Source organism: Kosakonia sp. R1.Fl (assembly GCF_023516815.1).
Classification (GTDB): domain Bacteria; phylum Pseudomonadota; class Gammaproteobacteria; order Enterobacterales; family Enterobacteriaceae; genus Kosakonia.
In genome coordinates, this window is record NZ_JAMGSQ010000001.1 from 4,898,541 (window position 1) to 4,918,351 (window position 19,811).

General features: G+C 53.4%; 15 protein-coding genes and 7 tRNA genes. 18 read left to right on the plus strand and 4 right to left on the minus strand.

Features of this window, described 5'->3' with window-relative positions:
* Positions 1 to 301: 301 nt before the first annotated feature.
* The 3 genes from glnS to nagE all read right to left on the minus strand — a co-directional run bounded on the left by glnS (position 302) and on the right by nagE (position 4,618).
* Complete coding sequence (glnS, locus tag M8Q36_RS23250) at positions 302 to 1,969, minus strand: glutamine--tRNA ligase (protein ID WP_249882535.1); 1,668 nt, start codon at positions 1,967 to 1,969, stop codon at positions 302 to 304.
* Between the two features lie 83 nt (positions 1,970 to 2,052).
* Complete coding sequence (locus M8Q36_RS23255; RefSeq protein WP_249882536.1) at positions 2,053 to 2,484, minus strand: membrane lipoprotein lipid attachment site-containing protein; 432 nt, start codon at positions 2,482 to 2,484, stop codon at positions 2,053 to 2,055.
* Positions 2,485 to 2,599: 115 nt separating this feature from the next.
* Positions 2,600 to 4,618 (minus strand): N-acetylglucosamine-specific PTS transporter subunit IIBC, encoded by a 2,019-nt coding sequence (gene nagE / locus M8Q36_RS23260; RefSeq protein WP_249882537.1) that lies wholly within the window; start codon positions 4,616 to 4,618, stop codon positions 2,600 to 2,602.
* A 331-nt stretch (positions 4,619 to 4,949) separates the two neighbouring features.
* On the opposite strand from nagE, the gene nagB reads away from it, so the two are divergent.
* The 13 genes from nagB (at position 4,950) to M8Q36_RS23325 (ending at position 12,544) form a co-directional block, all read left to right on the plus strand.
* Entirely contained in the window at positions 4,950 to 5,750 is an 801-nt protein-coding gene (gene nagB / locus M8Q36_RS23265) for a glucosamine-6-phosphate deaminase (protein ID WP_017455911.1), read from the plus strand.
* A gap of 63 nt (positions 5,751 to 5,813) precedes the next feature.
* Positions 5,814 to 6,962, plus strand: a complete 1,149-nt coding sequence (nagA, locus tag M8Q36_RS23270; protein WP_249882538.1) for an N-acetylglucosamine-6-phosphate deacetylase — start codon at positions 5,814 to 5,816, stop codon at positions 6,960 to 6,962.
* A 9-nt stretch (positions 6,963 to 6,971) separates the two neighbouring features.
* Entirely contained in the window at positions 6,972 to 8,192 is a 1,221-nt protein-coding gene (gene nagC / locus M8Q36_RS23275; protein ID WP_249882539.1) for a DNA-binding transcriptional regulator NagC, read from the plus strand.
* A gap of 42 nt (positions 8,193 to 8,234) precedes the next feature.
* Positions 8,235 to 8,987: an HAD-IIA family hydrolase gene (locus M8Q36_RS23280; RefSeq protein WP_017455908.1), complete on the plus strand. Its 753-nt coding sequence runs from the start codon at positions 8,235 to 8,237 to the stop codon at positions 8,985 to 8,987.
* Between the two features lie 256 nt (positions 8,988 to 9,243).
* Positions 9,244 to 10,908 (plus strand): asparagine synthase B, encoded by a 1,665-nt coding sequence (gene asnB / locus M8Q36_RS23285; protein WP_017455907.1) that lies wholly within the window; start codon positions 9,244 to 9,246, stop codon positions 10,906 to 10,908.
* A gap of 218 nt (positions 10,909 to 11,126) precedes the next feature.
* Positions 11,127 to 11,203, plus strand: a tRNA-Met gene (locus M8Q36_RS23290).
* Between the two features lie 8 nt (positions 11,204 to 11,211).
* Positions 11,212 to 11,296 (plus strand) — tRNA-Leu (locus M8Q36_RS23295).
* Positions 11,297 to 11,319: 23 nt separating this feature from the next.
* Positions 11,320 to 11,394: transfer RNA gene (locus M8Q36_RS23300), tRNA-Gln, on the plus strand.
* A 35-nt stretch (positions 11,395 to 11,429) separates the two neighbouring features.
* Positions 11,430 to 11,504, plus strand: a tRNA-Gln gene (locus tag M8Q36_RS23305).
* A gap of 28 nt (positions 11,505 to 11,532) precedes the next feature.
* Positions 11,533 to 11,609, plus strand: a tRNA-Met gene (locus M8Q36_RS23310).
* Between the two features lie 45 nt (positions 11,610 to 11,654).
* Positions 11,655 to 11,729 (plus strand) — tRNA-Gln (locus tag M8Q36_RS23315).
* A 33-nt stretch (positions 11,730 to 11,762) separates the two neighbouring features.
* Positions 11,763 to 11,837 (plus strand) — tRNA-Gln (locus M8Q36_RS23320).
* Between the two features lie 119 nt (positions 11,838 to 11,956).
* Entirely contained in the window at positions 11,957 to 12,544 is a 588-nt protein-coding gene (locus tag M8Q36_RS23325; protein ID WP_249882540.1) for a hypothetical protein, read from the plus strand.
* 29 nt (positions 12,545 to 12,573) lie between these two features.
* On the opposite strand, the gene ubiF is transcribed toward M8Q36_RS23325, so the two are convergent.
* Positions 12,574 to 13,749 carry a 3-demethoxyubiquinol 3-hydroxylase gene (gene ubiF, locus M8Q36_RS23330; protein WP_249882541.1) on the minus strand — a complete coding sequence of 392 codons (1,176 nt, stop codon included), beginning with the start codon at positions 13,747 to 13,749 and terminating at the stop codon, positions 12,574 to 12,576.
* Between the two features lie 171 nt (positions 13,750 to 13,920).
* Here ubiF and miaB point away from each other — a divergent pair, with 171 nt between their 5' ends.
* The 5 genes from miaB (at position 13,921) to lnt (ending at position 19,526) form a co-directional block, all read left to right on the plus strand.
* The gene (gene miaB / locus M8Q36_RS23335) at positions 13,921 to 15,345 is read left to right on the plus strand and encodes a tRNA (N6-isopentenyl adenosine(37)-C2)-methylthiotransferase MiaB (RefSeq protein ID WP_020457022.1); all 1,425 of its coding nucleotides are present in this window, start codon (positions 13,921 to 13,923) and stop codon (positions 15,343 to 15,345) included.
* Between the two features lie 142 nt (positions 15,346 to 15,487).
* Positions 15,488 to 16,534, plus strand: coding sequence for a PhoH family protein (locus tag M8Q36_RS23340; RefSeq protein ID WP_065369003.1), 1,047 nt, complete (start codon positions 15,488 to 15,490; stop codon positions 16,532 to 16,534).
* A complete protein-coding gene (ybeY, locus tag M8Q36_RS23345; protein WP_249882542.1) occupies positions 16,531 to 16,998 on the plus strand; it encodes an rRNA maturation RNase YbeY in 468 nt (155 codons plus the stop codon). Before M8Q36_RS23340 ends, ybeY begins: the two co-directional genes overlap by 4 nt.
* Positions 16,999 to 17,103: 105 nt before the next feature.
* Positions 17,104 to 17,982: a CNNM family magnesium/cobalt transport protein CorC gene (corC, locus tag M8Q36_RS23350; RefSeq protein WP_044489811.1), complete on the plus strand. Its 879-nt coding sequence runs from the start codon at positions 17,104 to 17,106 to the stop codon at positions 17,980 to 17,982.
* Between the two features lie 5 nt (positions 17,983 to 17,987).
* Complete coding sequence (lnt, locus tag M8Q36_RS23355) at positions 17,988 to 19,526, plus strand: apolipoprotein N-acyltransferase (protein ID WP_249882543.1); 1,539 nt, start codon at positions 17,988 to 17,990, stop codon at positions 19,524 to 19,526.
* Positions 19,527 to 19,811 lie beyond the last annotated feature (285 nt).

Sequence of the window (19,811 nt, forward strand, 5' to 3'; positions counted from 1 at the left end):
ATGACAGGATTATGACGAAGAGCACATATTCCGTAGTGTTTTGAAACATGTTACATAAAACAGGAAAAAAGCAAATAAAAACCGGAAAAACAAAGAGATTAATACTAATTGATAGCGATTACACTTTATAATCGACTTTTAAAACCACAAAAATGATTTCCATGCGTTCAATAAACGCATCAATGAGAAGACACATTAATTCGCGTCGCGAATGTATATAAAGTGTAACAACCTAATGGATAAGCAAAAAAAAGCGCCGCTGAAAGCGGCGCTTAAACCCAATTGTTTCTGGTTGACTTACTTAGTCACCGATTTTCGCCCAGGTATCGCGCAGACCCACGGTGCGGTTGAACACCGGTTTGGAAGCGGTTGCATGACGGCTATCGAGGCAGAAGTAACCTTCACGTTCGAACTGGTAAGCTTTGCCCGCCTCTGCTTCTTTCAATGACGGTTCGGCGTAGCCTTGCTTAATAACCAGCGATTCCGGGTTGATGGTCGACAGGAAATCTTCGGCCGCTCCCGGATTCGGGACGCTGAACAGACGATCGTAAAGGCGGATTTCGACCGGCAGCGCATGCTGTGCGCTCACCCAGTGAATAACCCCTTTCACTTTGCGACCATCGGCCGGATCTTTGCTCAGCGTGTCCGCATCGTAAGAACAGAAAATAGTGGTGATGTTGCCGTCAGCATCTTTCTCCACGCGTTCTGCTTTGATGACGTAAGCATTACGCAGACGAACCTCTTTACCCAGCACCAGACGTTTGTACTGTTTGTTGGCTTCTTCGCGGAAATCTGCGCGATCGATCCAGATTTCACCGCTAAACGGCACGTCACGCGTGCCCATTTCCGGTTTATTCGGATGGTTCGGCATGCTGACGATTTCGCTGCTGCCCTGCGGGTAATTTTCGATAACCAGTTTCACCGGATCGATAACCGCCATTGCACGCGGTGCGTTTTCATTCAGATCTTCACGGATGCAGGACTCCAGAGACGCCATCTCAATGGTGTTGTCCTGTTTGGTGACACCAATACGTTTGCAGAATTCGCGGATAGAGCCTGCGGTGTAACCACGGCGGCGCAGACCGGAGATGGTCGGCATACGCGGATCGTCCCAGCCTTCAACATGCTTGTCAGTGACCAGCAGGTTCAGCTTGCGCTTGGACATCACAGTGTATTCCAGATTCAGGCGCGAAAACTCGTACTGGCGCGGGTGAACCGGAATGGTGATGTTATCCAGCACCCAGTCATACAGACGGCGGTTATCCTGGAACTCCAGCGTACACAGCGAATGAGTAATGCCTTCCAGCGCATCGCTGATGCAGTGGGTAAAGTCGTACATCGGGTAGATGCACCACTTGTTACCGGTCTGGTGATGTTCGGCGAATTTAATGCGATACAGCACCGGATCGCGCATCACGATAAACGGCGACGCCATATCGATCTTCGCACGCAGGCACGCTTTACCCTCTTCGAAGCCACCCGCACGCATCTTTTCAAACAGCGCCAGGTTCTCTTCCACGCTGCGATCGCGATACGGGCTGTTCTTACCCGGTGCCGTCAATGTACCGCGATATTCGCGGATCTCATCAGCGGAAAGCTCGTCAACGTAGGCCAGACCTTTGTTGATAAGCTCAATCGCGTACTGGTACAGCTTGTCGAAATAATCCGAGGAGTAGCAGATATCGCCAGACCAGTGAAAGCCCAACCATTGCACGTCATTCTTAATAGATTCAACGTATTCGATGTCTTCTTTTGCAGGGTTTGTGTCATCGAAACGCAGGTTGCACTGCCCCTGGTAATCCTGGGCGATACCAAAGTTCAGGCAGATCGATTTCGCGTGGCCAATGTGCAAATAACCATTTGGCTCCGGCGGAAAACGAGTATGGACGGTAGTGTGCTTACCACTGGCCAGATCTTCATCAATGATCTGGCGAATAAAGTTAGTCGGGCGGGCTTCTGCCTCACTCATCACAGGTTCCTCAAGGCGTAAACAACGTATAACGGCATATGATCTAATAAGAGGACGCAGGAAACAACCTTTACTTATACAAATCACTGATGCCCGGAAGAAAGGTATTCAGCTACGTCCTGCGCTTGTCGGCAGCGTAAATCTTGCGTGGTCGGTTTAAGGATGATCGGGCTCGCTATCTCATCGCCCTCGCCGTTTTGCGGAATATAACCCGGCGCTTCAATACACCAGCCCCACGAGTAGAAATTCGTCCCGTGCAAAAAGAAAATCATATTTTCCCATTGGGATTTTTTCTCCACGTCGATATGGCCTTGCCGATCGGCTCGAAACGCTTCCGGCGGCGGATAGTACCCCGGCGGTGAGCGCCCGGTGCTGACCCACATCATTGCCGTTGAGATCGGTTCCCCGGCCGGATTACGCACATCCACTTCGTAGTGCGGGCGCAGCGTGGCGTAACGTGGAATACAGCCGCTTAACGTCAGCGCAATACAGAGCGCGCAAATTATCCTTTTCATCATCATCCCCATAATAAAAGCGACATCAGTATGGCACTGATTAAATGCAAGGCAAAAAAAAGCGGCGGAGGATATTCCCCCGCCGCTTAAGGCATGAAAGCTTACTCAGGAGCCATTAGCCTTTAATTTCATACAGCGGAGTCTGACCAGCAACCACCGCGCCCTGCGCCTTGATAACCAGACCGCTAAAGTCGTCGATATTGCTGACCACCACCGGGCTAATCATTGAACGGGCATTCGCGTTGAGGTATTCCAGATCCATTTCGAGGATCGGCTGTCCCGCTACCACTTCCGCACCTTCTTCAACCAGGCGAGTAAAGCCCTGGCCGCCCAGCGCCACGGTATCAATGCCCATATGGACAACGATTTCCGCACCTTTCTCGGTTTCCAGGCAGAAGGCATGGTTAGTGTTGAAGATTTTCACAATGGTGCCCGCAGCCGGAGAAACCACGGTTTTATCCGTCGGTTTCACTGCCACGCCATCACCCACAGCTTTGCTGGCAAAGGCTTCATCCGGCACATGATCCAGCGCCACCAGTTCACCGGTTACAGGCGATACCAACTCAGCGATGGTTGTCGCGTTCGGTACCGCCTGCGGCTTTACCGATGCCGCCGGAGCCGCTGCCGGAGCAGCATTGCCCGCAGGCGGGACATCACCTGCCGTTCTCATAGCGTCGGCAATTTTTTCCGCCACGAAACCAACAATAATCTGCACGCCGGTTTTGTTCAGACGAATAACGCCGGAGGCGCCAAGACGTTTAGCCATGGATTCGTTCACCAGCGAAGAGTCTTTCACCGTTAAACGCAGACGAGTGATACAGGCGTCAATACCAGTCAGGTTAGAAGACCCCCCGATCGCGGCGATATACTGACGCGCCAGGCCACTCACATCCTGCTCGGTGTTACCGCTGACATTCATATCCTGACCATCCGCTTCGTCACCGGAAACAGCCAGTTCGCGACCCGGAGTCAGCATGTTGAACCTGGTGATAGCGAAACGGAAAACCACGTAATAGATAACGAAGAACACCAGACCTTGCGGGATCAGCATCCACCACTGGGTTGCCAGCGGGTTACGCGAGGAGAGCACCATATCCACCAGACCGGCGCTGAAGCCGAAACCGGCAATCCAGTGCATGCTCGCAGCGATAAATACGGAGATCCCCGTCAGCACTGCATGGATCACATACAGGACCGGCGCAACGAACATAAAGGAGAATTCCAGCGGTTCAGTGATACCGGTAAAGAACGAGGCAAACGCACCCGCCATCATGATACCCAGAACTTTGGCTTTATTTTCCGGACGTGCGCAGTGGTAAATCGCCAGCGCCGCGCCCGGCAGGCCGAACATCATGATCGGGAAGAAACCGGCCTGGTAACGGCCAGTGATACCGACCACCGCTTTACCGGCTTCGATAGACTGCGCACCACCAAGGAAGTTAGGAATATCGTTAATGCCTGCTACGTCAAACCAGAACACAGAGTTGAGCGCGTGGTGCAAACCGACCGGAATTAACAGGCGGTTAAAGAAGGCGTAAACGCCTGCGCCAACGGAGCCGAGTTTCTGAATGCTCTCACCAAATTCCACCAGACCGCTAAACACGACCGGCCAGATATACATCATGATGAAAGCAACAACGATCATCACAAACGAGGTGAGGATCGGCACCAGACGGCGGCCGCTAAAGAAGGAGAGCGCTTTCGGCAGCTCAACGCTGCTAAAGCGGTTATACAGTTCAGCAGCAATAATCCCCACCAGAATACCGACGAACTGGTTTTTGATTTTGCCAAACGCGGCCGGAACTTGATCCGCAGGGATTTTTTGGATCATTGCCACTGCTGCCGGTGAACAGAGCGTGGTCAGAACCAGGAAGCCGACAAAGCCAGCCAGCGCCGCAGCACCATCTTTGTCTTTTGACATACCGTAAGCGACACCCACCGCGAACAGCACGCCCATGTTATCGATAATGGCGGAGCCGGACTGGATGAAAAACGCTGCCAGTGCGTTTTGACCACCCCAGCCAACCGGGTCAATCCAGTACCCGACACCCATCAGAATTGCCGCCGCAGGCAGCGTGGCGACAGGCACCATTAGCGCACGGCCGATCTTTTGCAGATAACCTAGAATACTCACTTTTATTCCCCCTATGAACCCGATGAGAGCTCACTGAAACAGTCGTTTTTTATTGTGTCACTAACCCTGAAATCACGGCTATTTTCTCACTACCTGACAGAGTGTGTGAAAAATTAATTCGCCTCGCAAATTAAAAGCGTATTTTCTGTGATTAAAATCACTAAGTATCGTCAATCACCCTCCCAATCACTGGCAAACAGGTAAAACTTATTTTATGATTAAAAATATCAGGACGGATTGCTCCCTTCTCTCTGTCGCGAACCAGGTTACGCTTAACGCTGAGTTAGCACGCATTCCGCCAACTTTCTTCATTTAACTTTAGAGGTGAACAATGAGACTGATTCCCCTGGCGACAGCTGAACAAGTCGGCAAATGGGCAGCCCGCCATATCGTCAATCGTATCAACGCGTTCAAACCAACCGCAGACCGTCCGTTTATTCTCGGCTTACCGACCGGTGGAACCCCGCTCACCGCGTACAAAGCGTTAGTTGAGATGCACAAAGCAGGCCAGGTTAGTTTCCAGCATGTTGTCACCTTTAACATGGATGAGTATGTCGGCTTGCCGAAAGATCACCCGGAAAGCTACCACAGCTTTATGCACCGCAATTTCTTCGATCATGTTGATATTCCGGCTGAAAATATTAACCTGCTCGATGGCAACGCGCCGGATATTGACGCAGAATGTCGCCGTTATGAAGAAAAAATCCGTTCTTACGGCAAAATTCACCTGTTTATGGGTGGCGTAGGCAACGATGGGCACATCGCGTTTAACGAACCGGCGTCTTCGCTGGCCTCGCGCACCCGTATTAAAACCCTGACCCATGACACCCGCGTGGCGAACTCTCGCTTCTTTGACGGCGACGTTAATCAGGTGCCGAAATACGCACTGACCGTGGGCGTGGGCACATTGCTGGATGCCGAAGAAGTGATGATCCTGGTGCTCGGCGGCGTGAAAGCGCAGGCGCTGCAGGCGGCTGTTGAGGGCAACGTTAACCACATGTGGACCATCAGTTGCCTGCAGTTACACCCGAAAGCCGTCATCGTCTGCGACGAACCGTCCACGATGGAGCTGAAAGTGAAAACGTTGAAATACTTCAACGAGTTAGAAGCGGAAAATATTAAAGGTCTGTAAGTCAGTTCCCGCTCCGCGAGGCGGATCCTGCGGAGCGGTATACCTAGTTAACCGGGGGTCGTTATGTATGCTTTAACCCAGGGCCGAATCTACACCGGCCATGAAATTCTGGATGACCATGCGCTGGTCATCGCCAATGGTCTGATTGAACGCCTTTGTCCGCTGGCTGAGCTGCCAACAGGAATTGAACAACGCTCGCTGAATGGTGCCATCCTTGCCCCCGGTTTTATCGACGTGCAGCTCAACGGCTGTGGCGGCGTACAGTTTAACGACACCGCAGAAGCCGTTAGCGTAAAAACGCTGGAAATCATGCAGCAGGCGAATGAAAAATCCGGCTGCACCAGCTTCCTGCCGACGCTGATTACTACCAGCGACGAATTAATGAAACAGGGCGTGCAGGTAATGCGCGATTACCTGGCGAAATACCCGAATCAGGCGCTGGGCCTTCATCTGGAAGGGCCGTGGCTGAATATTGTTAAAAAAGGCACGCACAACCCGGAATTCGTGCGTAAACCGGAGCCGGCGTTAGTCGACTTCCTGTGCCAGAACGCCGATGTGATCACCAAAGTTACGCTGGCCCCGGAAATGGCGGGCACCGAGGTGATTCGCCAGTTAGCTGACGCGGGCATTGTGGTTTCTGCCGGTCACTCCAACGCAACGTTAAAAGAAGCAAAAGCCGGTTTCCGCGCCGGGATCACGTTCGCCACACATTTATATAATGCTATGCCGTACATTACCGGCCGTGAACCCGGTCTGGCAGGCGCAGTGCTTGATGACACAGACGTTTACTGCGGCGTGATTGCAGATGGCCTGCATGTCGATTACGTTAATATCCGTAATGCTAAGCGATTGAAAGGCGACAAACTTTGCCTGGTAACTGACGCGACAGCGCCAGCGGGCGCGAATATTGAGCAGTTCATTTTTGCTGGCAAAACAATATACTACCGTAATGGACTGTGCGTGGACGAAAACGGAACGCTGAGCGGTTCCTCCCTGACGATGATCGAAGGGGTGCGAAATCTGGTGGAGCATGTCGGCATTGCGCTGGATGAAGCGCTGCGTATGGCAACTCTCTACCCCGCTCGCGCCATTGGCGTTGACGAAAAGCTGGGAAGTCTCGCTGCGGGAAAAGTGGCGAACCTGACGGCGTTCACGCGCGATTATAAAATCATCAAGACCATCGTTAATGGCAACGAGGTCGTCACTGCATAAAGAGACGGTATGACATCAGGCGGACAAGCTCAAATCGGTAACGTTGACCTCGTAAAGCAGCTTAACAGCGCGGCGGTTTACCGCCTGATTGACCAACACGGCCCCATTTCGCGCATTCAGATTGCCGAACAAAGCCAGCTTGCTCCCGCCAGCGTGACAAAAATCACGCGCCAGCTCATCGAACGCGGGCTGATCAAAGAAGTCGATCAGCAGGCCTCCACCGGGGGCCGCCGCGCTATCTCCATTGTTACCGAAACCCGCAGTTTCCAGGCTATCGGCGTGCGCCTCGGGCGTTACGACACCACCCTGACCTTGTACGATTTAAGCAGCAAAGTGCTGGCGGAAGAGCATTACCCGCTGCCCGAACGTACCCAGGAAACGCTGGAACACGCGCTGCTCAATACCATCAGCCACTTTATTGAAACCAGCCAGCGTAAGATCCGCGAACTGATCGCGATTTCGGTTATTCTGCCGGGCCTGGTAGACCCGGAAAGCGGTGTTATTCGCTATATGCCGCATATCCAGGTTGAAAACTGGGCGCTGGTGGAAGCCCTGGAAGAACGTTTCAAATTGACCTGTTTTGTCGGGCACGACATTCGCAGCCTGGCGCTGGCCGAGCACTATTTTGGGGCAAGCCAGGATTGCGAAGACTCCATTCTGGTGCGTGTACACCGCGGGACGGGCGCCGGGATTATCTCTAACGGGCGCATTTTTATCGGCCGTAACGGTAACGTCGGCGAAATTGGGCACGTGCAAGTCGAGCCGCTGGGCGAACGCTGTCACTGCGGCAACTTTGGCTGTCTGGAAACTATCGCCGCCAATGCCGCGATAGAGCACCGCGTTCGTCATCTGTTAGAACAGGGCTACCAGAGTCGCCTGACGCTGGAAGATTGCTCAATCAAAACCATCTGTAAAGCCGCCAATAAAGGCGATGCGCTGGCCTGTGAAGTGGTTGAATATGTTGGTCGCCATCTGGGTAAAACCATCGCCATTGCCATTAACCTGTTTAACCCTCAGAAGGTGGTGATCGCCGGGGAAATTGTTGAAGCAGAAAAAGTGCTGCTCCCGGCCATTGAAGCGTGCATTAACACCCAGGCGTTAAAAGCGTTTCGCAAAAACTTGCCGGTGGTGCCTTCCGCGCTGGATCACCGCTCGGCGATCGGCGCGTTTGCGCTGGTGAAACGCGCTATGCTGAACGGTTTGCTGCTGCAACGTTTGCTGGAAAACTGACAGCGCCTATCGTTAATACTTATTTTTTTATCCGGACAGTCCATGACCATTCAGAATGTAATCTGCGATATTGACGGCGTGCTGATGCACGACAACGTTGCCGTACCGGGTGCTGCGGAATTCATCACCCGCATCCTTGAAAAGGGCATGCCGCTGGTATTGTTGACCAACTACCCTTCGCAAACCGGCCAGGATCTGGCGAACCGCTTTGTTTCCGCGGGGATTGATGTGCCTGCCAGCGTTTTTTATACCTCGGCGATGGCGACCGCTGATTTTCTTAAACGCCAGGAAGGGAAAAAAGCCTATGTGGTGGGCGAAGGCGCCCTGATCCACGAGCTTTACAAAGCTGGTTTTACCATTACCGATATCAACCCGGATTTTGTCATCGTTGGCGAGACCCGCTCCTATAACTGGGAAATGATGCATAAAGCAGCGTTCTTCGTTGCGAACGGCGCGCGCTTTATCGCCACCAACCCTGACACCCACGGGCGTGGGTATTATCCGGCCTGTGGCGCGCTGTGCGCCGGCATCGAAAAGATTTCCGGGCGTAAACCTTTCTATGTTGGCAAACCCAGCCCGTGGATCATTCGCGCAGCACTGAATACCATGCAGGCGCATTCCGAACAGACGGTGATTGTGGGTGATAACCTGCGCACCGATATCCTGGCGGGCTTTCAGGCCGGGCTTGAAACCATCCTGGTACTCTCTGGCGTGTCGCGCATCGATGATATCGACAGCATGCCGTTTCGCCCGTCGTGGATTTACCCCTCGGTCGCCGAAATCGACGTTATCTAAACGTCACCACGTCTTCGGGCGTGGTTTTTTATTTTCGCCCCTGCCAAAAAGAACACCATTCAATAAAAAGCGCATTATTTTGCCGATTCATCAATAACAGAGTCTTATACATACTCTTTTTTCAGCATTCAATAATCATCATTGAACTTTTTACTTTCAGCGCGGTAAAAGGCTTGCGCGCTGCCCCGTTTTTGCGGCATTTTGACTGCAAGCACACAACATTACAGCTTTGCACTCAAGGTTAACGGAGAAGTCTATGTGTTCAATTTTTGGCGTACTGGATATTAAAACCGACGCAGTCGAATTACGTAAAAAAGCGCTGGAATTATCCCGACTGATGCGCCACCGCGGCCCGGACTGGTCCGGTGTTTATGCAAGTGATAAAGCCATTCTGGCGCATGAACGTCTGTCTATTGTTGACGTTAACGCCGGGGCACAGCCGCTCTACAACGAGAAGAAAACACATGCGCTGGCAGTGAACGGTGAAATTTATAACCACCAGGCGCTGCGCGCAGAATATGGCGACCGTTACGCATTCCAGACCGGTTCTGACTGTGAAGTGATCCTCGCGCTGTATCAGGAAAAAGGGCCGGAGTTCCTCGACGACTTGCAAGGTATGTTCGCTTTCGCCCTGTACGACAGTGAAAAAGATGCTTACCTGATTGGCCGCGACCATATCGGCATTATCCCGCTGTATATGGGGCACGACGAACACGGCAACTTATACGTGGCGTCAGAAATGAAAGCGCTGGTGCCGGTTTGCCGCACCATTAAAGAGTTCCCGGCAGGCAGCTACCTGTGGAGCAAAGATGGTGAAATCCGCTCTTATTATCAGCGCGACTGGTTTGACTACGATGCAGTAAAAGACAACGTGACCGATAAAGCGGAACTGCGCCAGGCGCTGGAAGACGCGGTGAAAAGCCACCTGATGTCCGATGTGCCGTACGGCGTGCTGCTTTCGGGTGGTCTGGATTCTTCGGTCATTTCCGCGATCACCAAAAAATTCGCAGCCCGTCGCGTTGAAGATCAGGAGAAATCAGAAGCCTGGTGGCCGCAACTGCACTCCTTCGCTGTGGGTCTGAAAGGCGCGCCGGATCTGAAAGCGGCGCAGGAAGTCGCCAACCATCTTGGCACCGTGCACCATGAAATTCATTTCACCGTGCAGGAAGGACTGGATGCGATTCGCGATGTGATTTACCACATCGAAACCTATGACGTGACGACAATTCGCGCCTCGACGCCGATGTATTTGATGTCGCGTAAAATCAAAGCGATGGGCATCAAAATGGTGCTCTCCGGCGAAGGTTCCGATGAAGTGTTTGGCGGTTATCTCTATTTCCACAAAGCGCCGGATGCCAAAGAGCTGCACGAAGAAACCGTGCGTAAATTGCAGGCGCTGCATATGTTTGACTGCGCCCGTGCAAACAAAGCGATGTCCGCCTGGGGCGTGGAAGCGCGTGTACCGTTCCTGGATAAAAAATTCCTCGATGTGGCGATGCGTATCAACCCGGAAGACAAAATGTGCGGCAGCAACGGCAAAATGGAGAAACACATTCTGCGCGAATGTTTTGAGTCCTACCTGCCGGCAAGCGTGGCATGGCGCCAGAAAGAGCAGTTTTCCGACGGCGTGGGTTATAGCTGGATCGATACGCTGAAAGAAGTTGCGGCGCAGCAGGTGACGGATCAACAACTGGCAACGGCCAGCTACCGTTTCCCGTACAACACGCCAGCATCGAAAGAAGCGTATCTGTACCGCGAAATTTTTGAAGAGCTGTTCCCGCTGGCAAGCGCGGCGGAATGTGTTCCCGGCGGCCCGTCCGTTGCCTGTTCTTCCGCAAAAGCGTTTGAATGGGACGAAGCTTTCAAAACCATGAACGATCCGTCAGGTCGCGCGGTTGGTATTCACCAGTCAGCTTATTAATAAGTAATGGCTATTCTTACAGGCCCTGCGGGGCCTGTTGTTTTTTGTGCGCTGATTTAATGAATAAAATCAATTTTCGCCCAATAAAGCGTCATGCTGTTCGCAACCTAACCAAACAGTCACATTCCGGCAATTTTCGATGAAAAAGGTATTGACGCTGTAAGGCCCAATACGCATAATGCGCCCCGCAACGCCGATAAGGTAACGCGAAAAAAGATGGCTACGTAGCTCAGCTGGTTAGAGCACAGCACTCATAATGCTGGGGTCACAGGTTCGATTCCCGTCGTAGCCACCATCTTTTTTGCGGGAGTGGCGAAATTGGTAGACGCACCAGATTTAGGTTCTGGCGCCGCAAGGTGTGCGAGTTCAAGTCTCGCCTCCCGCACCATTCCCGGGTAAGCGTTGCACGGATGGGGTATCGCCAAGCGGTAAGGCACCGGTTTTTGATACCGGCATTCCCTGGTTCGAATCCAGGTACCCCAGCCATCTCTTCTTCGACTCCTGCGAAACGCACTAGTCGTTGGGGTATCGCCAAGCGGTAAGGCACCGGTTTTTGATACCGGCATTCCCTGGTTCGAATCCAGGTACCCCAGCCAGTCGATGACTGGGAAAGTAGTAAAACTTGGCTACGTAGCTCAGCTGGTTAGAGCACAGCACTCATAATGCTGGGGTCACAGGTTCGATTCCCGTCGTAGCCACCATATTTAAGGTCTAATGTTAAGACGTTAAACCTGAAAAAGATTTGTTGGGGTATCGCCAAGCGGTAAGGCAGTGGATTCTGATTCCACCATCCCGAGGTTCGAATCCTCGTACCCCAGCCATCTCAAAGACGTTTGCTTTTGTGAACGCATTTTTGGGGTATCGCCAAGCGGTAAGGCAGTGGATTCTGATTCCACCATTCCGAGGTTCGAATCCTCGTACCCCAGCCAACAAAACAAAAAAGCTCGCTTCGGCGGGCTTTTTTGTTTTCTGCATATCCCCGGATGTTGGTAGTTAATCACTGCATAAACCGTATGGTAATTTACCCGCCACTCTCCTCTGAGCCAGCATGATGAACTATCAAAACACTGCCCTGCTAATTTATGCCCCGCTGTATTTACTTTTTGTGGTCACCGGTTTCGGTCTTGCTTTTATGGGCCTCTCCGCGCCGATCTTTTATGGCCTCTGTATGGGGTTGATCTTCCCGGTTGTCATATCCATGCGTCTGCATACGTTGAGCGAAAGCGGCCAGGCCATGCTGCTGAAGGAGACAACTCACTGGACGGTGTATGTGCAGGGCATTCCGGTGCAGGAAACACGCTCATCGCTGAAAAATCCCTGCTTCTCTACGCCACAGCGCCTTCAGCAATTCTGTATGCGGACACTGCTCGCCAGGCTCGTGCTGCAAGTTGCGTCTGTCGCGTTACTGGCGCAACAGGCCAGCGCAAACCCGCTCTCCACGAGCTATGGGGCGGCAGCCTTCGTGGCGCTGATTATTCTGCTGGTGCCGCTTTACCGCACAGTGCGGTTGCTGCGCAAAATGCACAATGGCGAATGGGCACTGCAACAGGTTGAGGGGATTGAGGGGTATCAGGCTTTTTTTATCGACAAAAAAGGCGCGCACACGGCACTGGATAAGTTATTGGCAATTATGTGAGTACTGCGGGCGCAGCGCCCGCAGACCTTTTACAATCCTAATGCGTATTTCAGCGCCTGCCGTTTCAACACACCAGCGCGTTCCGCCGCCATCAGACCAATATTGCGCAGCAGGCGCACCGGGCCGAGGGAGTTACTGAACCCGGCGTAAAACAGATCCATCCCGCTTTGCATAATAAAATTATCCGCCATACGTCGCGTCTGATAACGCTTCAACACCGCGTGGCTGGCCCAGTCTTCCGCCTGCGTACGCGCGCTGGTCAATACATCCAGCAGCGCATCCACATCGCGATACCCCAGATTTACGCCCTGCCCCGCCAACGGATGAATGGTATGCGCTGCGTCGCCCACCAGCGCCAGCCCCGGCCTGATATACTGCAGCGCATGGCGGCGAGTCAGCGGAAAAGAGGCCGCAGCAACCGGTTTAACGGCACCTAAGCGCGCCGGGAAATGTCGGGCAATCTCCTGCTCCAGTTGCGCCATCGTTAATGTCTGCAACTGACGAATACGCGCCGGGCTGTCATACCACACCAGCGATGCCCAGTTATCAAACAGCGGTAAAAAGGCATGCGGGCCATCAGGCGTAAAATGCTGCCAGGTGCTGTCACCCGCTTCGTGTTCGCATTGAACAGTGATAAGCATGCAGGATTGCTGATACTGCCAGGCGTGAATGCCAATCCCCGCCGCTTGCCGTACCCAGGAATTCGCGCCATCGGCCCCTACCACCAGCTTCGCCGTTAACGTGTCACCATCCGCAAACGTTAATTGCTGATGCGCATCGTGCGCATGCAGCGCGGTTAATTCTTTCGCCGTAAGTAGCGTTACCTGCGGGTGCGCCTGTAACGCCTCCCACAGAGCACGCTGGAGCACCGTGTTTTCCACCATGTAACCGAGCAGCGGCAACTTCAGCTCGCGAGCGTCGAACACCACATGCGCATTTTCCCACTCCCAGGTTTCCAGTTGCCGATAAGGGTGGCAGCGCATGGCCTGAATGTTCTCCCAGACGCCCAGCCCGCGCAGCAACGCCACCGATGCGGCACTGATTGCCGAAATGCGTACGTCCGGCGGTAACGTTGCATCAAACGCCGCGGGTTCCTGTTTTTCAATCACGGTCACGGCAAAACCATGTTGTGCCAGCCCCAGCGCCAGCGCTCCGCCGACCATTCCGCCGCCGACGATGGCAACTTCAGTGGATTGATTTGTCATGGCTATTTGTCCTTCAACGAGAATCCGTTAAGTTTACCGGATTTTTTACCCCGTGAGGCTGACAACCGTCATACTGGTCAGCACGCGACCAAAGCATTACAATACGCGGCCTGCAATCCTGGCTGATACCCGTCATACTCAGCGTATACGAACTTAAGCAAGAGCAAGTCGATGACAAAAAAACTCCACATAAAAACCTGGGGCTGTCAGATGAACGAATACGATTCATCGAAGATGGCCGATCTGCTGGATGCCACTCACGGCTATCAACTGACCGAGGTGGCGGAAGAAGCGGATGTGCTGCTGCTTAATACCTGCTCAATCCGTGAAAAGGCTCAGGAAAAAGTCTTCCATCAGTTGGGTCGCTGGAAGCTGCTGAAAGAGAAAAACCCCGATCTGATTATCGGGGTTGGCGGCTGCGTGGCGTCTCAGGAAGGCGATCATATTCGCCAGCGCGCGCACTATGTCGACATTATTTTTGGGCCGCAAACCCTGCACCGCTTGCCGGAAATGATCAACTCCGTACGCGGCACCCGCAGCCCGGTTGTCGATATTAGCTTCCCGGAAATTGAAAAATTTGACCGTTTGCCGGAACCGCGCGCCGAAGGTCCGACCGCGTTTGTGTCGATCATGGAAGGCTGTAACAAATACTGTACTTACTGCGTGGTGCCTTATACCCGTGGTGAAGAAGTCAGCCGCCCTGCCGACGACATCCTGTTTGAGATCGCGCAACTGGCGGCGCAGGGCGTGCGTGAAGTGAACCTGCTCGGCCAGAACGTGAACGCCTGGCGCGGTGAGAACTTTGACGGCAGTATCGGCACCTTTGCCGAACTGCTGCGTCTGGTGGCGGCAATTGATGGTATCGATCGCATCCGTTTCACCACCAGTCACCCTATTGAGTTCACCGATGACATCATTGACGTCTATCGCGACACGCCGGAGCTGGTGAGTTTCCTGCATCTGCCGGTGCAAAGTGGTTCCGACCGCATACTGAATCTGATGAGCCGCACGCATACCGCGCTGGAATACAAAGCGATCATCCGTAAGCTGCGCGAAGCACGCCCGGACATTCAGATTAGCTCCGACTTTATCGTCGGCTTCCCGGGTGAAACCACTGAAGACTTCGAAAAAACCATGAAGCTGATTGCCGATGTTAACTTCGACATGAGCTACAGCTTTATCTTCTCCGCACGCCCGGGCACGCCCGCTGCCGATATGGTAGATGATGTGCCGGAAGAGGAGAAAAAACAGCGCCTGTACATTCTGCAAGAGCGTATTAACCAGCAGGCGATGGCCTGGAGCCGCCGTATGCTCGGCACGACGCAGCGCATCCTGGTGGAAGGGACTTCGCGTAAGAACATCATGGAGCTGTCCGGTCGCACCGAAAATAACCGCGTGGTGAACTTCGAAGGCAAGCCAGAGATGATCGGTAAATTTGTCGATGTGGAAATCGTCGATGTCTACCCGAATTCCCTGCGCGGCGTGCTGGTGCGTACCGAAGAAGAAATGGGTCTGCGCGTGGTGGAATCGCCACAATCTGTTATTGCCCGTACGCGTAAAGAGAACGACCTCGGCGTCGGTCTGTACCAACCGTAATACCACCGGCCTGCCATTTCTGGCAGGCCTTGCTTTTCCCCTCGCCGACCCCAACATCTTGCGCAATGCTTGCGACTTCTTTATATGCCGTGAATAATTCCCTAATGGGCATAGCCCTCGACTTATCGAAAAGAGGAACAGTTTGAATATAGATACGCGTGAAATTACCCTTGAGCCAGCGGACAACGCACGTCTGCTAAGTCTGTGCGGCCCGTTTGACGACAACATCAAACAACTGGAGCGGCGACTGGGCATCGAAATCAACCGCCGCGATAATCACTTCAAACTCACCGGACGCGAAATTTGCGTTAATGCCGCCGCCGATATTCTGCGCACCCTGTATGTCGATACCGCGCCGATGCGCGGCCAGATCCAGGATATCGAACCGGAACAGATCCATCTGGCTATCAAAGAAGCGCGCGTGCTGGAGCAGAGCGCCGAGAGTGTGCCGGAGTACGGCAAAGCGATTCATATCAAGACCAAGCGTGGTGTGATTAAACCGCGCACGCCGAACCAGGCGCAGTACGTCGCCAATATTCTCGATCACGACATCACCTTCGGCGTGGGTCCGGCGGGCACCGGTAAAACTTACCTCGCGGTCGCCGCAGCAGTGGATGCACTGGAACGCCAGGAAGTACGCCGCATTCTGCTGACGCGCCCGGCGGTAGAAGCAGGTGAAAAACTCGGCTTCCTGCCCGGCGATCTTAGCCAAAAAGTCGATCCTTATCTGCGCCCGCTGTATGACGCGCTGTTTGAGATGATTGGCTTTGAACGCGTCGAAAAGCTGATTGAACGCAACGTCATTGAAGTCGCGCCGTTAGCCTATATGCGCGGCCGTACGCTAAACGACGCGTTTATCATTCTTGATGAGAGTCAGAACACCACCATCGAACAGATGAAGATGTTCCTGACACGTATTGGCTTTAACTCCAAAGCGGTGATTACCGGCGATGTCACGCAGATTGACCTGCCGCGCAACACCAAATCCGGTTTGCGTCACGCCATCGAAGTGCTGGCGAACGTCGACGAAATCAGCTTTAACTTCTTCCACAGCGAAGATGTGGTGCGCCATCCGGTGGTTGCCCGTATCGTTATCGCCTATGAAGCCTGGGAAGAGGCCGAACAGAAACGTAAAGCAGAACTGGCCGCCGAGCGCAAACGCGAAGCCCAGGAGCAGGAGCAGAAATGAGTCAGGTGATCCTTGATCTACAGCTGGCGTGTGAAGATAACAGCGGCCTGCCGGAAGAAGCGCAGTTCCAGAAGTGGCTTGACGCCGTTATCCCGCAGTTTCAGGAAGAAGCGGAAGTCACCATTCGCGTGGTCGACAATGCGGAAAGCCATGAACTGAACCTGACCTACCGCGGAAAAGATAAGCCAACTAACGTGCTCTCTTTCCCGTTTGAAGCGCCGCCGGGCATCGAGATGCCGCTGCTTGGCGATTTGATCATTTGCCGCCAGGTTGTCGAAGAGGAAGCCCAGGAGCAAGGCAAACCGCTGGACGCGCACTGGGCGCACATGGTGGTGCACGGTAGTTTACACCTGCTCGGTTACGATCATATTGAGGATGATGAAGCCGAAGAGATGGAAGGGATCGAGACAGAGATAATGCTTGCTCTGGGCTATGAGGATCCGTACATTTCCGAGAAAGAGTAAGTTGGCGCGCAGATTGCTGCGCTCCACTCGCTAAAAATGCCGTCCGGCGCTGAGTTTACGCGCGACGCGCGACAGATTAACCAACACGAGAACCCACACGACGCCATGAGCGACGATAACTCACACAGTAGCGACAACACCACCAACAAAAAGGGATTCTTCTCCCTTTTACTCAGCCAGCTCTTTCACGGCGAACCGAAAAACCGTGATGAACTGCTGGAACTGATCCGAGACTCCGGGCAGAACGAGCTTATCGACAACGATACGCGCGACATGCTGGAAGGGGTAATGGATATTGCGGACCAGCGCGTTCGCGACATCATGATCCCCCGCTCCCAAATGATTACCCTGAAACGCAACCAGACGCTGGACGAATGCCTCGATGTCATTATCGAGTCTGCCCACTCGCGTTTCCCGGTGATTAGCGAAGATAAAGATCACATCGAAGGGATCCTGATGGCTAAGGATTTGCTGCCTTTTATGCGCAGCGACGCCGAAGCGTTCAGCATGGAAAAAGTGTTACGCCAGGCGGTAGTGGTGCCGGAAAGCAAGCGTGTTGATCGCATGCTGAAAGAGTTCCGTTCCCAGCGCTACCATATGGCTATCGTTATTGATGAGTTCGGCGGCGTTTCTGGTCTGGTAACGATTGAAGATATTCTCGAGCTTATTGTCGGCGAAATCGAAGACGAATATGACGAAGAAGAGGATATCGATTTCCGCCAACTTAGCCGCCATACATGGACAGTACGCGCACTGGCGCCGATTGAAGATTTCAATGAAACCTTCGGCACCCACTTCAGTGATGATGAAGTAGACACCATTGGCGGTCTGGTGATGCAGGCGTTTGGTCACTTGCCTGCGCGCGGCGAATCGATTGACATTGATGGTTACCAATTCAAGGTCGCTATGGCTGATAGTCGACGTATTATTCAGGTCCATGTCAGAATGCCGGATGATTCTCCGCAACCGAAACTGGATGAGTAATGTAAATGGTATTTGCCGCATTGTTTGAGCGCCAGCGCATACGCCTGCTGCTGGCGTTGTTATTCGGAGCCAGCGGAACGCTGGCTTTTTCTCCTTATGACTTCTGGCCCGCCGCACTTATCTCTCTGATTGGTCTGCAGGGTTTAACCCTGAATCGCCGCCCGTTGCAGGCTGCCTGGATTGGCTATTTCTGGGGGCTTGGTCTGTTTGGCAGTGGCGTGCACTGGGTGTATGTCAGCATCGCCCAGTTCGGCGGCATGCCAGGCCCGGTCAATATTTTCCTTGTGGTACTGCTGGCGGCCTATTTGTCGCTCTACACCGGACTGTTCGCCGGTATTTTGTCGCGTCTGTGGCCGCATACTACCTGGTTGCGCCTGGCCGTTGCCGCGCCGGTCATCTGGCAAATTACCGAGTTCCTGCGCGGCTGGGTGCTAACCGGTTTCCCGTGGCTCCAGTTTGGTTACAGCCAGATAGATGGGCCGCTGAAAGGCCTCGCGCCGGTGCTTGGCGTTGAAGCAATCAATTTCTTACTGATGGTGGTGAGCGGTCTGGTAGTGCTGGCGTTGGTTCAGCGCCGCTTGCGCCCGCTGGTTGTCGCCGTCGTGCTGTTCGCCCTACCCTTCCCGCTGCGTTATATCCAGTGGTATCAACTGCTGCCGGAGCGCACCACTCAGGTGTCGATGGTGCAGGGGAATATTCCACAATCGATGAAGTGGGACGAAAACCAGCTGCTCAATACGCTGAAAATCTACAGCGAAGCCAGTGAGCAGGTTATGGGTAAATCGCAGCTGATTATCTGGCCGGAGTCTGCCATTCCGGATCTGGAAATTAACCAGCAACGCTTTTTAAGCGCCATGGATAATCTGCTGCGGGCAAACAACAGTACGCTTATCACCGGGATTGTCGATGCACGTCTCAATAAGCAAAACCGCTACGATACCTACAACACCATCATTACACTGGGCAAAGACAACGCTTATAGCTACAGCTCAAGCGATCGCTACAATAAAAACCATCTGGTACCGTTTGGCGAGTTTGTACCGCTGGAGTCGATTCTGCGTCCGCTGGCACCCTTCTTCGATTTGCCGATGTCCTCCTTCAGCCGTGGCGCTTATGTACAGCCTCCGCTGGCGGCGCATGGGCTAACGCTGACGGCGGCAATCTGCTACGAAATCATCCTTGGCGAGCAGGTGCGTGATAATTTCCGCCCGGATACCGATTTCCTGCTGACCATCTCGAACGATGCCTGGTTTGGCAAATCCATCGGCCCGTGGCAGCACTTCCAGATGGCGCGGATGCGTGCGCTGGAACTAGCGCGCCCGCTGTTGCGGAGCACCAATAATGGCATCACCGCGGTCATTGGCCCGCAGGGTGAAATCCAGGCGATGATCCCGCAATTTACTCGCGAAGTATTAACCGCGAAGGTGACCCCAACCTCTGGCCTCACGCCGTATGCCCGCACGGGCAACTGGCCGCTGTGGATTATCACCGCGCTGCTCGGCTTTGGCGCCCTGGTGATGGGCTTGCGTCAGCGCCGCCGTTAATCCCTCTCCTCGTTGTTCTGCCCGGTGACGGTCTGCTTGCCGGGCATCCTCTCTTCGCTACGCAAAATTTACGATTAAGCCGTTTTGGCATGCGGTTTGCTTATATCTATCAGGCAGCTATGTAATCCGCTTATGTGCAACTTATGTCGCACCAGCAGGAAACAGTAGCAGCACCAATCTGGTGCAATGGAAGATTTTTGCCTCTAAACGGTGCGGCGCGCCTCGCAAAAATAAACAATACCGCAGCAAAATCTTTACATTAAGCCAGACTGAATGTAACAAACA